The organism is Halonotius sp. F2-221B (assembly GCF_046719765.1).
Classification (GTDB): Archaea; Halobacteriota; Halobacteria; order Halobacteriales; family Haloferacaceae; genus Halonotius.
The window spans coordinates 191,877-207,799 of record NZ_JABEBY010000001.1; the positions used below are offsets into that span (position 1 = coordinate 191,877).

The 15,923-nt window shown below is 65.6% G+C and carries 21 protein-coding genes; 5 read left to right on the forward strand and 16 right to left on the reverse strand.

The features are described 5' to 3' along the window. Positions 1-48: 48 nt before the first annotated feature. A complete protein-coding gene (locus HKK80_RS01025) occupies positions 49-534 on the reverse strand; it encodes a hypothetical protein (RefSeq protein ID WP_411797750.1) in 486 nt (161 codons plus the stop codon). Between the two features lie 119 nt (positions 535-653). Here HKK80_RS01025 and HKK80_RS01030 point away from each other — a divergent pair, with 119 nt between their 5' ends. Continuing rightward, a complete protein-coding gene (locus HKK80_RS01030; protein WP_411797751.1) occupies positions 654-956 on the forward strand; it encodes a hypothetical protein in 303 nt (100 codons plus the stop codon). Between the two features lies 1 nt (position 957). Here HKK80_RS01030 and HKK80_RS01035 read toward each other — a convergent pair whose 3' ends face one another. From HKK80_RS01035 to HKK80_RS01045, 3 genes are all read right to left on the reverse strand, one after another. Next, positions 958-1,689, reverse strand: coding sequence for a hypothetical protein (locus HKK80_RS01035; RefSeq protein WP_411797752.1), 732 nt, complete (start codon positions 1,687-1,689; stop codon positions 958-960). Further along, a complete protein-coding gene (locus HKK80_RS01040) occupies positions 1,690-2,010 on the reverse strand; it encodes a transcription factor S (RefSeq protein WP_411797753.1) in 321 nt (106 codons plus the stop codon). Positions 2,011-2,071: 61 nt separating this feature from the next. Further along, positions 2,072-2,326 (reverse strand): hypothetical protein, encoded by a 255-nt coding sequence (locus HKK80_RS01045; RefSeq protein ID WP_411797754.1) that lies wholly within the window; start codon positions 2,324-2,326, stop codon positions 2,072-2,074. Between the two features lie 108 nt (positions 2,327-2,434). On the opposite strand from HKK80_RS01045, the gene HKK80_RS01050 reads away from it, so the two are divergent. After that, positions 2,435-2,950, forward strand: coding sequence for a DUF5797 family protein (locus HKK80_RS01050; protein ID WP_411797755.1), 516 nt, complete (start codon positions 2,435-2,437; stop codon positions 2,948-2,950). A 1-nt stretch (position 2,951) separates the two neighbouring features. Here HKK80_RS01050 and HKK80_RS01055 read toward each other — a convergent pair whose 3' ends face one another. Together HKK80_RS01055 and HKK80_RS01060 are read right to left on the reverse strand one after the other, a co-directional pair. Further along, on the reverse strand, positions 2,952-3,932 hold the full coding sequence (locus tag HKK80_RS01055; protein ID WP_411797756.1) for a DUF5787 family protein: 981 nt from the start codon (positions 3,930-3,932) through the stop codon (positions 2,952-2,954). Between the two features lie 8 nt (positions 3,933-3,940). Beyond that, positions 3,941-4,384 carry an NUDIX domain-containing protein gene (locus HKK80_RS01060; protein WP_142442032.1) on the reverse strand — a complete coding sequence of 148 codons (444 nt, stop codon included), beginning with the start codon at positions 4,382-4,384 and terminating at the stop codon, positions 3,941-3,943. A gap of 166 nt (positions 4,385-4,550) precedes the next feature. Here HKK80_RS01060 and HKK80_RS01065 point away from each other — a divergent pair, with 166 nt between their 5' ends. From HKK80_RS01065 to HKK80_RS01075, 3 genes are all read left to right on the forward strand, one after another. Further along, on the forward strand, positions 4,551-4,877 hold the full coding sequence (locus HKK80_RS01065) for a 30S ribosomal protein S10 (protein ID WP_411797757.1): 327 nt from the start codon (positions 4,551-4,553) through the stop codon (positions 4,875-4,877). Between the two features lie 75 nt (positions 4,878-4,952). After that, positions 4,953-5,249 carry a hypothetical protein gene (locus HKK80_RS01070; RefSeq protein WP_411797758.1) on the forward strand — a complete coding sequence of 99 codons (297 nt, stop codon included), beginning with the start codon at positions 4,953-4,955 and terminating at the stop codon, positions 5,247-5,249. Between the two features lie 51 nt (positions 5,250-5,300). After that, positions 5,301-6,584: an amidohydrolase gene (locus HKK80_RS01075; protein WP_411797759.1), complete on the forward strand. Its 1,284-nt coding sequence runs from the start codon at positions 5,301-5,303 to the stop codon at positions 6,582-6,584. Between the two features lie 9 nt (positions 6,585-6,593). Here HKK80_RS01075 and HKK80_RS01080 read toward each other — a convergent pair whose 3' ends face one another. The 10 genes from HKK80_RS01080 to HKK80_RS01125 all read right to left on the reverse strand — a co-directional run bounded on the left by HKK80_RS01080 (position 6,594) and on the right by HKK80_RS01125 (position 15,921). Then, entirely contained in the window at positions 6,594-7,874 is a 1,281-nt protein-coding gene (locus HKK80_RS01080; protein WP_411797760.1) for a putative manganese transporter, read from the reverse strand. Between the two features lie 155 nt (positions 7,875-8,029). Continuing rightward, positions 8,030-8,914, reverse strand: coding sequence for a hypothetical protein (locus HKK80_RS01085; RefSeq protein WP_411797761.1), 885 nt, complete (start codon positions 8,912-8,914; stop codon positions 8,030-8,032). A 3-nt stretch (positions 8,915-8,917) separates the two neighbouring features. Further along, positions 8,918-9,319 carry a hypothetical protein gene (locus HKK80_RS01090; protein ID WP_411797762.1) on the reverse strand — a complete coding sequence of 134 codons (402 nt, stop codon included), beginning with the start codon at positions 9,317-9,319 and terminating at the stop codon, positions 8,918-8,920. 94 nt (positions 9,320-9,413) lie between these two features. Further along, on the reverse strand, positions 9,414-11,603 hold the full coding sequence (locus HKK80_RS01095) for an AAA family ATPase (protein ID WP_411797763.1): 2,190 nt from the start codon (positions 11,601-11,603) through the stop codon (positions 9,414-9,416). Between the two features lie 70 nt (positions 11,604-11,673). Next, positions 11,674-12,414 (reverse strand): NAD(P)H-hydrate epimerase, encoded by a 741-nt coding sequence (locus tag HKK80_RS01100; RefSeq protein WP_411797764.1) that lies wholly within the window; start codon positions 12,412-12,414, stop codon positions 11,674-11,676. A gap of 64 nt (positions 12,415-12,478) precedes the next feature. Next, entirely contained in the window at positions 12,479-12,904 is a 426-nt protein-coding gene (locus HKK80_RS01105) for a Zn-ribbon domain-containing OB-fold protein (protein ID WP_411797765.1), read from the reverse strand. Continuing rightward, complete coding sequence (locus HKK80_RS01110; protein ID WP_411797766.1) at positions 12,901-14,067, reverse strand: thiolase C-terminal domain-containing protein; 1,167 nt, start codon at positions 14,065-14,067, stop codon at positions 12,901-12,903. Before HKK80_RS01110 ends, HKK80_RS01105 begins: the two co-directional genes overlap by 4 nt. Positions 14,068-14,152: 85 nt before the next feature. Then, positions 14,153-14,914, reverse strand: coding sequence for a proteasome assembly chaperone family protein (locus tag HKK80_RS01115; protein WP_411797767.1), 762 nt, complete (start codon positions 14,912-14,914; stop codon positions 14,153-14,155). A 4-nt stretch (positions 14,915-14,918) separates the two neighbouring features. Beyond that, on the reverse strand, positions 14,919-15,101 hold the full coding sequence (locus HKK80_RS01120; RefSeq protein WP_411797768.1) for an RNA-protein complex protein Nop10: 183 nt from the start codon (positions 15,099-15,101) through the stop codon (positions 14,919-14,921). 19 nt (positions 15,102-15,120) lie between these two features. Beyond that, positions 15,121-15,921 carry a translation initiation factor IF-2 subunit alpha gene (locus HKK80_RS01125; RefSeq protein ID WP_411797769.1) on the reverse strand — a complete coding sequence of 267 codons (801 nt, stop codon included), beginning with the start codon at positions 15,919-15,921 and terminating at the stop codon, positions 15,121-15,123. Positions 15,922-15,923: the final 2 nt, after the last annotated feature.

A 15,923-nucleotide genomic window follows, 5' to 3' on the forward strand; every position in this document is an offset into this window, starting at 1 on the left:
ACGCAAAAAAGATCGGTGTCATCGCCAGCAACGTGAAACCGTCCTCGGTTAGCCGGTGGGTTGGGTAGTCGTCTGGTTTGCTGCCTGGGCCTGCTGTTCTTGCAGCTCTTCGAACTGGTCGGGACTGGTGATGCCAGCGACCATATCGACGTTCATGTAATCCAGGAGCGCGCTTTCCGACCCCGAGACGAGCAGCAGCGGCGAGCCGCCTGGCGGTGTGATCGAATCCTCAACGGTCAGCCCGAGTGATTCGGCCTCCGTGGTCGCACTCTCGACCAGCTCGTCGTTGAGCTCGGTTTGGAGCTCGGAGATCTGTTGGCTCGCCGCCTGTCGGGAGATGCTGCCGTTCTGGAGCTCCTGGCTGAGCTGTTGGTTTTCCGCCTGTAGTTCGGCCTGTGCGTCCTCCGAGAGCTGGAGAAAGGCGGTGGCGCGTCGCTCCGAGCCGGGGGCCATACAGCCGGCGGCGGCCAACCCGAGGCCGACACCGCCGGCCGCAAGCAGTCGTCGTCTGCTAACCGAGGGGGTTTCAGTCATACACCTGTCGGCTACCAACACCATACATAAAACCACACTGATCGACTGCGCACGCCGAATCGGGATGAGAGCATCCCACAGCACCCCCTTTGATTACTGCGCCCGCCTGAGGGCACGGTATGGAACCAGCCGAACCACCGCCCGAGGATCCGGCCGCCGCCAGCGACGCGTTGGCCGCCCACCTCACCGCCACCGCCGAGCGGCCGATCCCGCCGGCAACCAACCGCTGGCTCGGGGAGGCCGAAGCGGTCGCGCGGGATGCCGCCAGCGACGACATCGATCCGGCGACCAGACGACAGCGAGTCCAGCAGGTCGCCGCGCTGTTGGCCGAGGCCGAATCGACCGGCGACGAGACCGCAGACGAGCATATCGCCAGTGCTCGATCCTGCTGTCAGGTGGTTCTTGACGGGTCGCCCGGGTGAGTTAGTCGGCCTGACCGCAGGCGTCGAGCAGATCGAGAAGCGTCTCACGAGCCGCTGTCGGGTCGATCGTCTCGGCAACGGCGTCGACAACGGCGGGTGGCCCGCTGTCGGGTGGCCCCGCGGGGACACCGCCGCCGGCAACGTGGTAGTCGCCGGCAGCCGCCCAGATACCGACCATCGCGGTGATCGGCACCGCAAGCAGTGCGGTCGATCGGTCGTCGTCAGTGGCAGCGTCGCTGTCGGCGTCGGCAGTGGTTGCATCGCTGTCGGCGTTGTCAGTGATCGCATCGCTGTCGGCGTCGGCAGCAGCCGGGGTATCGCCGTCATCGGCAACCTGTATCGACCGCCGAACCAACCCGCCGTAGGTGACGATCTGTCCCGTCGCCTCGCCGATCGCTCGCTCGCGTCGATCACGTTCGGCGACCTGCTCGATGCCGCGATCGGCGAGCCGATCGGTGAAGCCGTCAGCGGCCTTCCGTCGCACCAGCTGTGTCAACATCGCGTTCGGCTCACGCCGCGGCTCCAGCCGGATGCGACTCACAAAAAAGAACTGCCAGGGGTGATCGCAGCCGGTTTCGGCACGAATCCGCGCTCTGGCCTCGGTCTCCTCGAAGACGACGGTATGGGTGTAGACGGTGACAATCGGGGTCGAAAACGCTTTCTCGATGGTTGCGTCGGTCTCCCGCCAGCCGGCCAGTCGCTCGCTCGGAACGGCCGGCCGGGGAACGTCCATCTAGTGGTCGTCCTCGCGCCACTTGTGTTCACACTCGGTACAGACGAAAAACCGGGTCTCGCTCTCGTCGGCCGCCCGGATCTGCTGCATATACCAGTAGGCGCGGTCGTTGTCACACTCCGGGCAGGCCGCCGTCGTCGTCGGCAGCCCCTTGTCCTCGGCGTCGCTGACGTCGACGATCTCGGTTTCCTCTTGGCCCTGTGTGGTCGTCATCGCGGCCTCCGCGGCCTCATCGCGCAGTTTCGTGAAGCCGCAGGCATCACAGACCCATTCGTCGCCCTCCGTTTTCATCATCGAACCGCAGTCGTCACAGAACTCCATTAGCGGGTCGAAGTCCGTTGTCGTATTTAAATAACTGGGTTCAGCTGGGTTGGGAAGGAGTTCAGGCGTCGCCGTCGGACTGGCCGGGTTCGCCGACCGCTTCGATGGGAACGACGTTGTGCAACTCGGTCGTGAGGTCGTCCGCTGAGGCGAAGCTGTCAGGGCCGGTCTCGCCGATAAGCTCGCCGAGATCCGCCTCGCCGTCGGCCAGTATGAGCGTGGTATCGTCGAACGCCGCGGCGGCTGCCTCCCGGTCGACCGGGTATTCGATCTCGCTGAGGACGGACGTGACGCGGGCGATTTTTACATCTGCCATAGCATGTGGTTCGGTCTCAGTAGGCTTAGTCGCTCCCCTCCGTTCTGCGTTCGGAACACGACAGCCGAAACCCGGAACCCAGAAAGGGGCCGACTCGAAAGTGGGAGTATGAGCCTCACCGATGAGGAACTGGCCCGACTGGAGGATGTCGTCGAGCTCCAGCCGACGAAAAACAGCGAACTCCAGGAACGCTGGGGGGTCGACAGCGGCAGCGAGGTACACCAGTATCTCGAAGGCCACCTCAAGGACTACTACTACCGTGACGACGACAGCCTGATCCGATCGACGCCGGAGGCCGTCGAGCTCACCGGCGTCGAGCCGGGGGTCGAACCGCCGGGCGAAGATGCAGATGCCGACGCGACGCCGGGATCGATCCGGCTCTCGCCGCTGGAGGCGAAGGTCTTCGAGACCGTTGCCGGCCCCGAGGAGCGATCCGAAAGCGTTGTCAGCGTGCTCAACGGGCTACGGGAGGCGTTCGATATCGACCCGGATGTCGACGACGTGCGGGCGGCCCTCCAGCGACTGAAACGGATCGGCGTCGTCGAGGTTCGCTACCGGGCGGTGCCGACGTTTCGCGCCTGTGTCGACCGCGACGAGGTTCGCGTCACGATAACCGAGGCGTGAGCTACCGATTGCGGTCGGCGCGGCGCGCCAACAGCTGTCGGATCCCGGCACCGGGGCCGCCCTCAATCGGCCATCCCTTCGTGCGCCAGGCCGGTGGCTCAGGCTCGAACGCCGAACATGACGCGCTGCACTCCGCAGTCGACTGCCGACAGTCCTTGGCGGCACACCACGGCCCCATGAGTCGCCCATCGCGTCGAAGCTGAAAGTGTCGACAGTCGGGTCGCATCGTTGCCTGATAGTTCCGCCAGCCGCGGCCGTAGGCCCGCTCAGCGAGTTCGAGTTGGCGTGACGCCCGGTACTCGCTGCTGTGTGTCGGTGTCAGCCCGGTTGGATGCCACGCGACACTCGCCCCGTCGCCGTCGACACCGCCGGTGAAATCCGTTGTGAGTATACCTGCCTCCACCGGGAGCGTTTCGAGCAAGGCTGGCTCGACTGTCTCACCGGTTTCGGCGGTGGCAACCCACACCTCGTCGGCGAGGCCGACATCGACATCGTGGCTGAGCTGGTCAGCGAGCCGATCGGCCGCCGAGGCGTCGAGATCCGGCTTGTTCTCGATGGCGATCAGCCGCTGCACCCAGTCGGGATAGGCGGCGATCCGCTTGATCTCGATGTGGTTACCCTCACGGCGCGTCTCAACGATTCCGCGGTCGGCGGCGCGGTGGACGGCCTCGCGGACGTATCGCCACGGGTAGTCGGGTTCGGGCAGCGCGTCGCGGTACCACGCCCATTCGGCAGGCGCGTTGCGGACGACATGCAAGAGGTCGGAATCGAGTTCGTCGTCACCGAAGGCAGCGCGGGCGCGAAGCCCCGCCGGGTCGCACTCGACGACGACGGTATCCCAGCGTCGCTGCTGGGTGCCGAGTTGGCGGGCGACGATATGGGCTGTTTGGTCGGTGTCGCCGCCGGGCGGCCAGGCGAGTTCCGCCCACCGACAGACACACAGCTCGTAGCGAAACTCCGAGTCGGCGGCGGGATGGGACACGGCCCGGCTTAGATGTAGTCGCCCTCCTCTTCGAGGCGTTCATCGAGGAAGGCGTCGGCCTGTTCAAGGATCTCTCGTGGCCCATCCTGGGTGATCGTGTTGAGCGCCTGCTCGTAATCGCGCCACTGGAGGTCGCGGTGCTCCGTCGAGATCTCCGCGCTCGCCTCGAATGAGTGAGCGATAAACAGATGCACCGTCTTGTGGATCGTGTCGCCGCTGGCCTGAAACACGTAGTCGTAATCCTCGCGGAAGCCGTTGATGAGTCGAAACTCCTCGATGCCGGCCTCCTCCTCTACCTCTCGGATCGCGGTTTGCTGAAGCTCCTCGTCTCCTTCGACCCCGCCTTTGGGGAACTCCCAGTCCCCCGGTCGGCTTTTGAGGAGCAAATACTCCCGGCAGCCACGGGTGTCGCGGAAGAGGATCGCCCCAGCACTGGTTGCCTCAACCGTCATTGGCGACTCTAATGATGGCCCACCGTAAGAGGGTATCGGAGGCCGTGGTGCCGCGATCGATCCACCGCAGGGGGTCGACGGCGACCGCTGTGACACCCGGTGAGAGGTGATCCCACGCCGGGAGCCGGTAGACGGGCTTTTGGTGCTTGCCGCCCCAGCGAGGGGTATGACCTTCGTCACCAAGCTCACCTTCCAATCCGGGGATCGGGCCGTCCTGACCGAGACGGTTGATGAGCTGAAGGCACTCGTTGAACGCAAAGGCGGGCAGTGTAAGGGGCCGCATACCTCGCCGGAAAATCGGCTCAGCGTCCCACAGTATCAGACGCTCCAGCCCGGCGACAGCTTCGATCCCTGGAGCTACAGCGTCTACGAACGCCGGCTCGACATCCACGGCGCGGAACACATCGCCAACGAGATCGGCCACATGGAGTTTCCTGACTCGATCCACGTCGAGATCGAGGTCGAACAGCAACAGCCTCTCGGCGGCAACTAGCTCGGCTCGGAGCGGACACGGAGGTGTTGATTGACTGCAAAAAGATTCACTTTGCGGAGCCTGGTAGAGCGTTGTATGATGGAGCCGCCGTCCGATGAAGGCCCCTTCGAGTTCGATCCTGAGGTCGTCGACGTGGCCGATGAGCTAGCCGAGGCGTTCATCCTCGAAGAGGTCGATCCGGCACTGCTGGATAGCCTGGAACAGGAGTATCTTGAGCTGTTGGCACAGCAATCGCCGGAGAACCTCCAGATGGATGTTCCGGAGCCGGTGTTGGCCGCGGCGATCCAGGTGGCCGCGATGATCGCCGGCCGGATAGAGGCCGCCGAAACCCGGAATATGGGTCGACCGTCGCGGATCCCGTACTCACAGTAACGCTACACCACGGTCGCGGCATTTTATCCCTCCCGTCACCATCTCGTCGGTATGCCCGAACCCGATCTCGCCGACACCGACCGCGATCTTCGCCGCGAGCTCCACCGCCATCCCGAGCCGGCGTGGTGTGAGTTCTACACGACAGCCCGCCTGATCGACGAACTCGAACAGCGAGCGATCGACGAGCTCCACTACGGAGCCGAGATCCACGGCGACGCCCGACGCAATGTTCCCGACGACGCGACGCTGACCGAGTGGCGCGAGCGGGCCCGCGAGGCGGGCACACCCGACGCCGTCCTCGACCATATCGGCGAGGGCTACACCGGCGCGGTCGCCATCGTCGACCGCGGCGACGGCCCAACCGTCGCGCTCCGCGTCGACATCGACGCGTTGCCGATCACCGAAGCCGAGAGCGACGACCACCACCCCGCGGCCGCGGGCTTTCGCTCGACAAACGAGGGCTACATGCACGCCTGCGGCCACGACGCCCACGCAACTATCGGCCTCGGCGTCCTTGATCGGGTGCTCGACAGCGATTTCGCGGGGGCGTTCAAGCTCATCTTCCAGCCCGCAGAGGAGACGATCGCGGGCGGGCAATCCATCGCCGAATCGGGCGTTCTCGACGATGTTGACTCCTTCCTCGCGCTCCACATCGGCCTCGATCACCCCTCCGGCGAGGTCGTCGCCGGCATCGACGAGTTTCTCGCTGTCCGGCAGTTTGAGGCGACCTTCGAGGGCGACTCGGCCCACGCCGGCGCGCGACCCGAGGACGGCGACAACGCGGTGCAGGCGATGGCCGCCGCGGTGCAAAATCTCTACGGGATTCCGCGCAACTCGGCGGGCGGCACCCGCGTCAACGCCGGCCGCGTCGGTGGCGGCACCGCGAGCAACATCGTCCCCGAGGAGGCGTTTATCGACGGCGAGGTTCGCGGCGAGACGACCGCCCTGATGGAGTACATGTGGGATCGCGCCGAGAACGTCTTCAGCGGCGCGGCAACGATGCACAACTGCGCGGTCGACATCGAGCGACTGGGCGACGCACCGAGTGCCCACAGCGACGCCGCGCTCGTCGATGTCGTCGACCGCGTTGCCCGGCGCACCGCCGGCGTCGACCACGTCGTCGACCACGACAGCCTCGGCGGCAGCGAGGACGCAACCTACCTGATGCAGCGTGTCCAACAACAGGGCGGACTGGCGGCCTACGTCGGCGTCGGCACCGATCATCCGGGCGGCCACCACACGCCAACGTTCGATGTCGACGAGCGTGATATCGCCGTCGGGATCGACCTGCTGGCCGGCGTTGTCGTCGATCTCGCCGCTGACGAGACCGAATAGCTACGCCCGCTACCCGCCGAGGACGCCGAAGCCGAACGATTCCAGCCCGAACACCGGCCCCCACAGGAAGTGGAGCGCGACGCCGATGATGAGCGCGGGGATCGTCGTGTAGATGCTGGCGATGATGGCGGCCTTCTTGTCGATGGCGATCAGCGGGAACAGCGCGTCGCCGTCCTGGCTGATGGCGTTGGCGACCAGCGCCGAAAACGGGATCCCGCCCTGTGCGTAGGCCCCCGCCAACACGATCTGGGGGCCACAGCCCGGAATCAACCCCAGCAGCGCGCCCCCGACCGGCGCGAGAACGCCCGCGGCGGCCGCGATGGCGGCGATATCGAGTTCAAACAGCGCGACCGGGTACTCGTAGGCGAGATAGGCGACAAGCACCCAGACGGTGACGAAACTGGTCTCCATTGCGGCATGCTGGAACGTGCCGTAGAGGCTCGCAAACGACTCCCGCGCGCGGCCGACCTGTCCCTCGCCTATGTAGTGTCGCCCGACGAGATAGAGGTAAAACGACAGCGTCGTACCCGTGATACCGACGATCGTGAACAGCCCGGCGAAGTCGACGCCGATCGTCAGCGGCACCTCCGGCGCGCCGCGGGCGAGATAGGTGATCCCCAACCCGAGTGCCATCACCGCGGCAAACCACCACGCGACGTGGACAGCGTGGCTCAGCGGCGTGAGGATCGCTGATTCGCGGTCGGGGCCGGACTCGTGGGTGTGGGCCGGCGTCTCGCCGTCGTACTCGTGGGCCGGGTTCGAGCTTCGGCCGACGACGCTGGCGGCGGTGCCGCCGTCGGTCGCCGCCGGCTGGATGCGGCTCACCGCGCGGTCAACACGGCCGACACCCATCCCGAAGCGGTCGATGGCGTACCCCGACAGGATCGCCGCGCCGAAGGCCATCGCGTAGGCGTAGAGGGCGGCCTCGGGAGCGAGTGCGAGGATGACAAACGCCGAGTCGCCGGCGGTTGCGATCAGCGTTGCCACAACGGTGCCAAAGCTCACCGTCCCGCGGATGTACAGCGGCATCATCACGATCGCACCGCCACAGCCCGGCGTCAACCCCATCAGCGCGCCGACGAGGGGCTGGTACCGCCGGTTGGCCTCCAGTCGCTCAACGAGCGCGCCCCTCGTCTTGTACTGGACGTAGCTGAACGCGAGGACGGTAACGGCGACGAACGCGCTGACCTGGACGTAGCCGTCCCGCACCGAGGCGACAAAGATCTCGACCAGCGCGCCCGACAGCAGCCCATCGGCTGTCAGCACGAGCGCCGACAGCTCACCCGCCATCGATCCACCTCCAGGGTGCGTCGATGACCGCAACTTGAATTAGATTCATCTAAATTTTGGTTTCGATTTGAGTAACCTAACCGTTTCGACGGCGGCTCGGAACTGCACGGTCGTGAAATCGTCGACACCGAGGCCGGTATCGACGGCTGGTGACGCTATCGGCGCACGGCTGGGGCGATGACGTAGCCGAGATACGGCAGCAGGAAGCCGACAACATACCCCGTCAGATGCCCCCAGACGTTGGTGCCAGGTGGAACGATCACCAGCGCGCCGACAACGCCGAAAACGAAGACAGTGGTACCGATCAGCAACGCCAGCCGGTGGTCGGCCGATAGCGGTTGTGCGGCGGCACTGATCTCCCGTGGTGGCTCAACCCACCAGAGCAGCCCGGCCGCGAGCAGCCCCGCCCCGCCACAGCCGACCGCGACCAGCGGCTGTACCGGAAAATACCACACCGACGGCACCGCGAACACGACAGCCAGCGACGCGAAAAACGGCACCACACTCCAGGCTGGATCGAACCTGCCGTCGGTGAGCTCGCCCCCGGCGGCGGCGAGGACGACCGGCAACAGCCCGAGAAAGGCGGCGACGATCCCCGAGAAACCGACCGACGGCTGATCGGTCACCTGCCCCAGCGTCGCCAGCGTCACCCACGCGACGACAAACGGCACGACAAGGAGGTAGCTGACCGTCAGGCGTCGGAACCGTCGCTCCCAGCCGGCGATCGCCACCAGCGGGTACAGCCCAAACAGCGTCAACCAGAAGTTGAGCAGGTTATCGAACAGATGTCGCCCGCTGACGTGGATATAGTTCGCGGTAAAGGCGGTAAGCAGGGTTCGCCCGTCAGCGGTCACCGAGTCGGCGGCGAGACTGAACCCCAAGCCATCACCGATCCCAAGCAGCCAACTCAGACTCAGCGTTGCCGGCAACGCGAGCAACACAAGATACTGCTCGGCGAGCGGGGCGGTCGTGGTTCGTCGCCACCAGCGGAGCGCCGTCACCGGGACGCCGAGCAGCGTTCGAAGGCGGCCGGCTGCCACGGCTTACTCCCAGCTTTCGAACAGTTCGGAGATGGCCGCGACAAGGGAGTCAAAGTCCTTGAGCTTCAGGCCGTCGGTTGTCACGAACACCCCGCGGTCGCCGCGGCCAACCCGAACCAGAAACCCGTTTTCGAACACCCGGATCGAGTAGCGGTATTTGCCGAGCTCCGAGCCCGCATACGCATCGGTCGTCGTTTTGTAGTCGTGCCACTCGTGGCCGATAAACGACATCAGATCGGCATCCTGTTCGAGATCATCGCGGAGATACACCTGCATGTAGTTGGTCGCATCGAAGTAGGTGACCGACCGACAGCTGTCGCCGACCGCGCTCCGGCAGACGGTTGTGAGTTTGTCAGCGCGGCCCTCGGTGAGTGGCTGCTCGGACAGCGGTTCTTCGTCGCTCATACCCGCCGTTTGAGCGGCGTCGGCTTCAAACCACGGGTCGATCCGAGATGTCGCCGCCACCCCCGGACGGTGGGAGTCAACACCGGGATCGAGATTACGATGCAAGTACCGAGGCTTTGGCCGCCTCGAAGTGGGCTGCGGTCACCGCCAGCTCGTCGGCATGATCGTTGGCTGTGAGCCCCTCGTACTGCTCGGTCAGCTCCGTGATCGCCAACAGCGACGCCTCCCGACAGATCGATGTGAGATCGGCCCCGGAGGCTCCCTCGGTCGCCGCAGCGATCGAATCGAGATCGACATCGTCGGTCAGCTGCATGCCGCGGGTATGAACGTCAAGGATCGCCCGGCGGGTGTCGGCATCCGGGGTCGGCACCTCGATCGATCGTTCGAGTCGGCCCGAGCGGAGCAGTGCCCCATCAAGGCTCTCTCGGCGGTTTGTCGCGGCCAACACAACCAGATTCGGCACATCGCTGAGCCGATCGAGTTCGGTCAGCAGTTGGCTCACAACGCGGTCGCCGACGCCGGAATCGCCGCCCACCCCGTCGCGGTCGCCGGCGATGGCGTCGATCTCATCGAAGAAGATGATCGCCGGCGCGGATTGGCGGGCGCGCTCGAAGACCTCTCGAACCGCCTTCTCGCTCTCGCCGACGTACCGATCCAGCAGCTCCGGGCCGCGCACCTGAATAAAGTTGACCTCGCTTTCGCCGGCGATCGCCCGCGCAAGCAGGGTTTTCCCGGTGCCGGGTGGCCCATGCAGCAACACCCCGGTCGGTGGGGTCGTGTTGGCGGCATCGAACAACGGCCCGTACTGCAGCGGCCAGGTCACCGCCTGGGTTAGCTGCTGTTTCGCCTCGGTGAGCCCGCCAACATCGTCGAATGTCGTCGTCGGCTGCTCGGCGACGTACTCCCGCATCGCGGAGGGTTCGACCGCGGTCATCGCCGATTCGAAATCCTCGCGGGTGACCTCGACCGTCCGGAGATCCTCGCCGGCCTGTCGCGTCCGCCGGAGGGCGGTCATCGCGGCCTCCGTGGCCAGCGATTCGAGATCCGCGCCGACAAAGCCGTGGGTGCGGTCGGCGAGCCCCTCGATGTCAACGTCGTCGGCCAGCGGCATCCGGCGGGTGTGTACCTCCAGGATCTCGTGGCGGCCGGCGACGCCGGGGACACCGATCTCGATCTCCCGATCGAAGCGGCCGCCGCGCCGCAGGGCGGGATCCAGCGAGTCGACGCGGTTGGTCGCGCCGATGACGATCACGTCGCCGCGGGCGTCGAGGCCGTCCATCAGCGAGAGGAGTTGGCCGACAACGCGGCTCTCCACGTCGCCGCCGTCGTCGCGTTTGCCCGCGATGGAGTCGATCTCATCGAAGAAGATGATCGCCGGCGTGTTGTCGGCGGCCTCTTCGAACTTCTCGCGGAGTTTTTCCTCCGATTCGCCCTTATACTTCGACATGATCTCCGGGCCGGAGACGGTCAGAAAGGTCGCATCAACCTCGTTGGCGACCGCTTTGGCGATGAGCGTCTTGCCGGTGCCCGGCGGGCCATGCAGGAGGACGCCTTTTGGTGGGTCGACGCCAAGACGCGTAAAGACCTCCGGCTCCGACAGCGGGAGTTCGATCATCTCCCGAACGAGTTCGAGCTCGTCGTCGAGGCCGCCGATGTCCTCGTAGGTGACCCCCGTCGCGGGTCGCTGTGGGGCGTCGCCAGCGTCGCCACCCGTTGCGCGGTCAACGGTTTTTCGGAGTTTGTCGCCCGCTGAGTCCGCCGATTTCGCATCGCTGCCGGTGACTGGTGAGACGGTCACGTCTGTCGACCCCGCGACACGGACGGTGCCCGCTGGATCGGTGTCGGTGATGACGAACCGGCTGCCAGCGAGGCGTTCGATTCGGACACCCTCACCGACTCTGATCGGGCGATCACGAAGCCCGCGTTTGACCGCCGTTTCGATGGTGTCGTGGGCGATATCGACGCTGCCCAACTCGTCGGGGGCTTGCAGCGTCACCGACTCCGCCTCGGCGACGGATTCTTTTTTCACTCGTACTTGCTCGCCGATCTTCACGTCGGCGTTGGCGCGGGTGTCGGCATCGATGAGCACTGTATCAGCGTCAACATCGTGCCCGCCGGGCCAGACCTTGGCGACTGTTGCCTGTTCGCCCTCGATGACGACCGTATCGCCGCTCAGCACGCCGAGTTTGCGGATCGCAGCCTCCGGCAGCCGGGCGATCCCCCGGCCGGCGTCGCGTTTTTCCGCGCTCTTGACGGTGAGCCCCAAGCCCTCGTCGTCGGTCATGACTCCGCTTTGGGCTGCCTGTGGTTTAGGCATCTCGACACAAACGGTCGGGTCGTGGCACCCACCCGGATCATTCGGCTCGGCTGAGATCGACGCTGAACTGATCACCGAACGGGTGTGTGTACTCGATGCCGACGGCCTCGTAGACGCTGGCGGGGATTCCCAGATCGGCACAGACGAGTCGGTGATCGAGCGGGAGTAACCCGGTTTTCGGTACCGCGAGCGTGACCGTCGTCTCGGGTGTGACGACCGCCCCGGCAGCTTCACCGGTGGTCGCATCGACGCCGGACGGTATATCTAACGCGGTGACCGGGGCCGACGCCGACTCCATCGCCGCGATCAGCTCGGCGGCGATCCCACCCGGCGCGCCAGTCAGCCCATAGCCGATGAGCGCGTCGATGATACGGTCGGCGTCGGTGATCGCGTCTGTTTCCGAACCATCTGGTGTTGCTGCCGCGTCAACAAGCTCGATATCCATTCGCTCAAGCAGCCGGAGCTGCGTTGCCGGCGCGCCCTGGTATGTCGCGGGCGAGCGGTCGAGAACGACCCTGTGCAGGCGGTCGCGGGCGGCAAGATGGCGGGCACACGCCAGCCCGCCACCGCCGTTGCCACCGCCACCGGCGACAACGGTGATTCTGTCGGGGTCGCTCTCGCTGGCAATCCGGCTCAGCGTCCGCCCGGCGTGTTCCATCATCTGGACAATGCCGAGCCCAAACTCCTCGACGGCAACGCGATCGACCTCGGTCATCTCCGCGGCGGTGACCGCCGTCACCGGGTCGCCAGCGGCTGTCCGAAACAGATCCTGATCCATGCAACCACTTTGGGAGACAGCCACAAATCCTCGTCGCCGAGGGGCACCAGTGGCGACGCTGGCGTTACAACTCGGTGGGAGACAGGACGACGACGCGGTCATCGGTCGTTGACCGCGTTCCGACGCTCACAGTAACGGGGTCGCCAACGAGACCATCGACGGTTTCGGGATCGACGCCGCGAACGACGCCCGTGATCCGAACCGGGCCGAAGTCCGCGATCGCACTGATATACGGCGTGTCGTCGGTGAAGCCCGGCGTGGCAACGTGGACGACGCTGTAGGTCTCGATGGTGCCGATTTCGGGTAGCGGCTCACGTGTGAGGTCGGTCGATCCGGTTTCGGGACAGACCCGCCGCGGCGGCAACGATCCGACGCCGGCCGGCGATTCAAAATAAAACCCCTCACCGGCGGCGATGGCGTCGAGCCACTCATCGTAGCTGGCTGGATCGCCGTCCACCGTCGCCGAGTCGTCGCTGTCGTCGGCAGTCATTCGGCCACCTCCAAGACATGAACAACCGCGCTGGCGACGGTGCCACCCGCGTTGTGGGCGACGCCCGTTGTCGCGTCGTCAACGTACTCGCTGTTTGGGTGATCGCCGCGCAGCAACCGGGTGAGTTCGGCGATCTGGCTCCCGCCGGTCGCGCCGACCGGATGGCCCTTGGCTTTCAGCCCGCCCGAGAGATTGACCGGGCAGTCGCCCTCTGGGGTTGTTATGCCGTCGCGGGCAGCGACAATCCCCTTGCCTGTGTCGGCGATGCCAAGCGATTCGAGTGCCATCGCTTCGGCGATCGTGAAACAGTCGTGTACCTCAGCCACGTCAATGTCGCTGGCGGTGATCCCGCTGTCGGCGTAGGCGGTCTCGGCGGCTGCCGTCGCGGCCGGTGTCTGAGCGATCGCGTCTCGATCCTGCAAGGCAAGGCGATCGCCGCCCTGTCCGACACCCGTGATTTCGATCGGCGCGTCGAGGTCGTTGACTTCGGCGAATGAGTCCGAGGCCAAGACGACCGCGCTCGCGCCGTCAGTAATCGGGCAGGCGTCGTAGAGATGGAGCGGCTCGGCGACCGGCGGCGCGTCGAGGGCGTCCTCAACGGTGATCTCGCGTTGGTACTGAGCGTACTCGTTGGGAACGGCGTTTGCGTGGTTTTTGACCGCGATATGGGCGAGCTCCTTGCGGCCGCCGCCGAATCGGTCGAAGTAGGCCTGTGCCATCAGCGCGTACGCGCTGGGGAACGTTATGCCCGCCCGTACCTCGTAGAGTTCGTCGGCCGCGATGGCGAGAGCCTCGGTCACTTCGCCGGTATCGAGGCAGGTCATCCGTTCCATCCCGCCGGCGACGACGAGGTCGGCGGTGCCGGCGCGGATCGCCTCAACGGCGGCTTTGACCGCGACGCCAGCGGAGGCGCAGGCCTCCTCGTAGCGCGTCGCCGGGCAGTCGAGGCCGGCGGCCTCGGCCATCAACGGGGCCTGGTGGCCCTGTTGCTCGGCAAGACTCCCCATGAAGTTGCCGTAAGTGAGGCGGTCGACCGCCCCGCGATCGATCCCGGCGTCGTCGATGGCCGCGGCGGCAGCTTCGGCAAAGAGATCACGGCCGGCGCGATCCCCGTGGTCGCCGAACGGCGTCAGGCCGACGCCGGCGACGCGAACAGTAGACATAGCTGTGGGTTCGATGGCCGTCGGTAAAATGGTGACTCAGTCAGCGACCGAACCGCGACATCGCGGGCCGCAGGCGGTCGGATTGTCAGCCGATATACCGGAGTTCTTCGTCGGGGATCGCCTGCTGTTGAGACTGCATCTCCTGGATCTTGCCGACGACCTCCTCCATCTCCTCGGCGCGATCCTCCAGGGAACTGAAATCAACCTCGAAGTCGAGCACCATCTCCAGCACTTCGAGCACCGCCTGGGCACTTTTGGGGTCGACAAGGTAGCCGCTCGTTTCGCCCATCAGACAGGCCGCATCGAGGCCGCGTCGCTTTCCCAGCCCGAGGATCAAGCCGCTGACGCCGACGATCCCACCTTCCGGCTCGTCGGCGCGGAACTCGACGCCGGCGTCTTCGAGCACGCCCTTCTGGTCGCTGGTGCTGACAGCCCCAAGCACGGTGTACTCCTCGATGAGTTCGCCGGTCGGCACGCCGCCAAGCGCGTAGGCGGTCTCGACACCGAGCGATTCGGCCGCATCGAGAAACGCCGTCGTCAGCGAGTAGTGGCCGTCGTTGGTGGCCGCCTGGTGGTCGCCGGTCAACACAACGAGATCAGGGCCGTCGCCCTCGGTTGTGACGGCGTGGAATTCGGCGCAGGTGAGATCGGCGACCCCCTCGTCGTCGACGGTGACCTGCGGTGGGAACTCGTCGGCGTACACCTGTCGCACCAGCTCGCTGTCGAGCTCCTCGACGAGGTGTTCGGCCGCGAGCTTGCCGACATGACCGACGCCCGGCAGTCCTTCGATCAACACCGGATCGCGGAGCTCCGGCTCCGCAAGCGAGTTGATCTCGATTTCGTCCATGGCCCTACTCGCGGTCGCGTCGCTTAAGAGCCCGTCGGTACTCGCCGTAGGGATCCTCGGGACTGAACGGCGCGGGCGCGCTGTTTGCGGTGGGGCTGCCACACTCGGGACAGGTGTCGCTGAGGCTGTAGACCGGCCGGTCGTGTTCGGTCTCCCACGCGCTGCAAACGCGGATGTCGGATTTCATGAAACGAAGAGAGTGCGGATTATTCGTCGTCTTCGCGTCGTTCGCGGTGGTACTCGCCCTCGCCGCCAACAGCCTCGATGGCCTCGGTGGCGCGGTCGGCACTCGCCTCAAGCTCGGATTCAGCGGTTTTGTAATCCGGTGCCTGCACCTTGATCCGGTACTCCGGCGCGCCGACGTAGGTGACTTCGAGTTCGACCTCCGGCGGTACCTCACCGTTACCCTCTGCGGCTTGGAGGGCCTCTTTCACATCGTCAACGCCGTCGGGGCTTGGACAGCGCAGGTCGACGTAGCCCGTGACGGTGACGTACGGCACCGAGACGTTGTTGCGGGCGGTCTGGACGATCGCTTGGACGTGTTCCTCGCCGAGATCGGTGTCGTCGAGGGCCTCGGTGCCGTGGATCGCCGCCTGCTCGAAGGCCGCATACAGCGTGTCGTACTCGGCCAGCAGGCCGTTGACGACTGTGGTGTAGGTGTCGTCGTCGACATCCTCGCCGAGGGCGAGCTCCATCCAGTTGTCGGCCTTCTGTTGGTTTTTCCAGGCCTGGATGGTGTCCTTGCGCTGGTGTTCGTTGACATCCTTGATCGAGAGATCGATTTGTTGGGAGCCTTCATCGACATCCAGCACCTTGGCGACGACGGTCTGGCCTTCCTGGACGTGATCGCGGACGTTTTTGATCCAGCCGCTGGCGACCTCGCTGATGTGGGCCAGCCCGCGTTTGTCCTCGTACTCATCCAGATCGACGAACACGCCGAAGTCGGCGATCTCATCGACCTCACCGACGACGAGGTCGCCGACCTCGGGGTAGCCACTGTACTTCATTG

Bases quoted from the DNA above. Each gene is read 5' to 3' on its own strand.
- HKK80_RS01025 (WP_411797750.1), bottom strand. From the start codon at position 534: ATGACTGAAACCCCCTCGGTTAGCAGACGACGACTGCTTGCGGCCGGC.
- HKK80_RS01030 (WP_411797751.1), top strand. From the start codon at position 654: ATGGAACCAGCCGAACCACCGCCCGAGGATCCGGCCGCCGCCAGCGAC.
- HKK80_RS01035 (WP_411797752.1), bottom strand. From the start codon at position 1,689: ATGGACGTTCCCCGGCCGGCCGTTCCGAGCGAGCGACTGGCCGGCTGG.
- HKK80_RS01040 (WP_411797753.1), bottom strand. From the start codon at position 2,010: ATGGAGTTCTGTGACGACTGCGGTTCGATGATGAAAACGGAGGGCGAC.
- HKK80_RS01045 (WP_411797754.1), bottom strand. From the start codon at position 2,326: ATGGCAGATGTAAAAATCGCCCGCGTCACGTCCGTCCTCAGCGAGATC.
- HKK80_RS01050 (WP_411797755.1), top strand. From the start codon at position 2,435: ATGAGCCTCACCGATGAGGAACTGGCCCGACTGGAGGATGTCGTCGAG.
- HKK80_RS01060 (WP_142442032.1), bottom strand. From the start codon at position 4,384: ATGACGGTTGAGGCAACCAGTGCTGGGGCGATCCTCTTCCGCGACACC.
- HKK80_RS01065 (WP_411797757.1), top strand. From the start codon at position 4,551: ATGACCTTCGTCACCAAGCTCACCTTCCAATCCGGGGATCGGGCCGTC.
- HKK80_RS01070 (WP_411797758.1), top strand. From the start codon at position 4,953: ATGATGGAGCCGCCGTCCGATGAAGGCCCCTTCGAGTTCGATCCTGAG.
- HKK80_RS01075 (WP_411797759.1), top strand. From the start codon at position 5,301: ATGCCCGAACCCGATCTCGCCGACACCGACCGCGATCTTCGCCGCGAG.
- HKK80_RS01080 (WP_411797760.1), bottom strand. From the start codon at position 7,874: ATGGCGGGTGAGCTGTCGGCGCTCGTGCTGACAGCCGATGGGCTGCTG.
- HKK80_RS01090 (WP_411797762.1), bottom strand. From the start codon at position 9,319: ATGAGCGACGAAGAACCGCTGTCCGAGCAGCCACTCACCGAGGGCCGC.
- HKK80_RS01095 (WP_411797763.1), bottom strand. From the start codon at position 11,603: ATGACCGACGACGAGGGCTTGGGGCTCACCGTCAAGAGCGCGGAAAAA.
- HKK80_RS01100 (WP_411797764.1), bottom strand. From the start codon at position 12,414: ATGGATCAGGATCTGTTTCGGACAGCCGCTGGCGACCCGGTGACGGCG.
- HKK80_RS01105 (WP_411797765.1), bottom strand. From the start codon at position 12,904: ATGACTGCCGACGACAGCGACGACTCGGCGACGGTGGACGGCGATCCA.
- HKK80_RS01110 (WP_411797766.1), bottom strand. From the start codon at position 14,067: ATGTCTACTGTTCGCGTCGCCGGCGTCGGCCTGACGCCGTTCGGCGAC.
- HKK80_RS01115 (WP_411797767.1), bottom strand. From the start codon at position 14,914: ATGGACGAAATCGAGATCAACTCGCTTGCGGAGCCGGAGCTCCGCGAT.
- HKK80_RS01120 (WP_411797768.1), bottom strand. From the start codon at position 15,101: ATGAAATCCGACATCCGCGTTTGCAGCGCGTGGGAGACCGAACACGAC.
- HKK80_RS01125 (WP_411797769.1), bottom strand. From the start codon at position 15,921: ATGAAGTACAGTGGCTACCCCGAGGTCGGCGACCTCGTCGTCGGTGAG.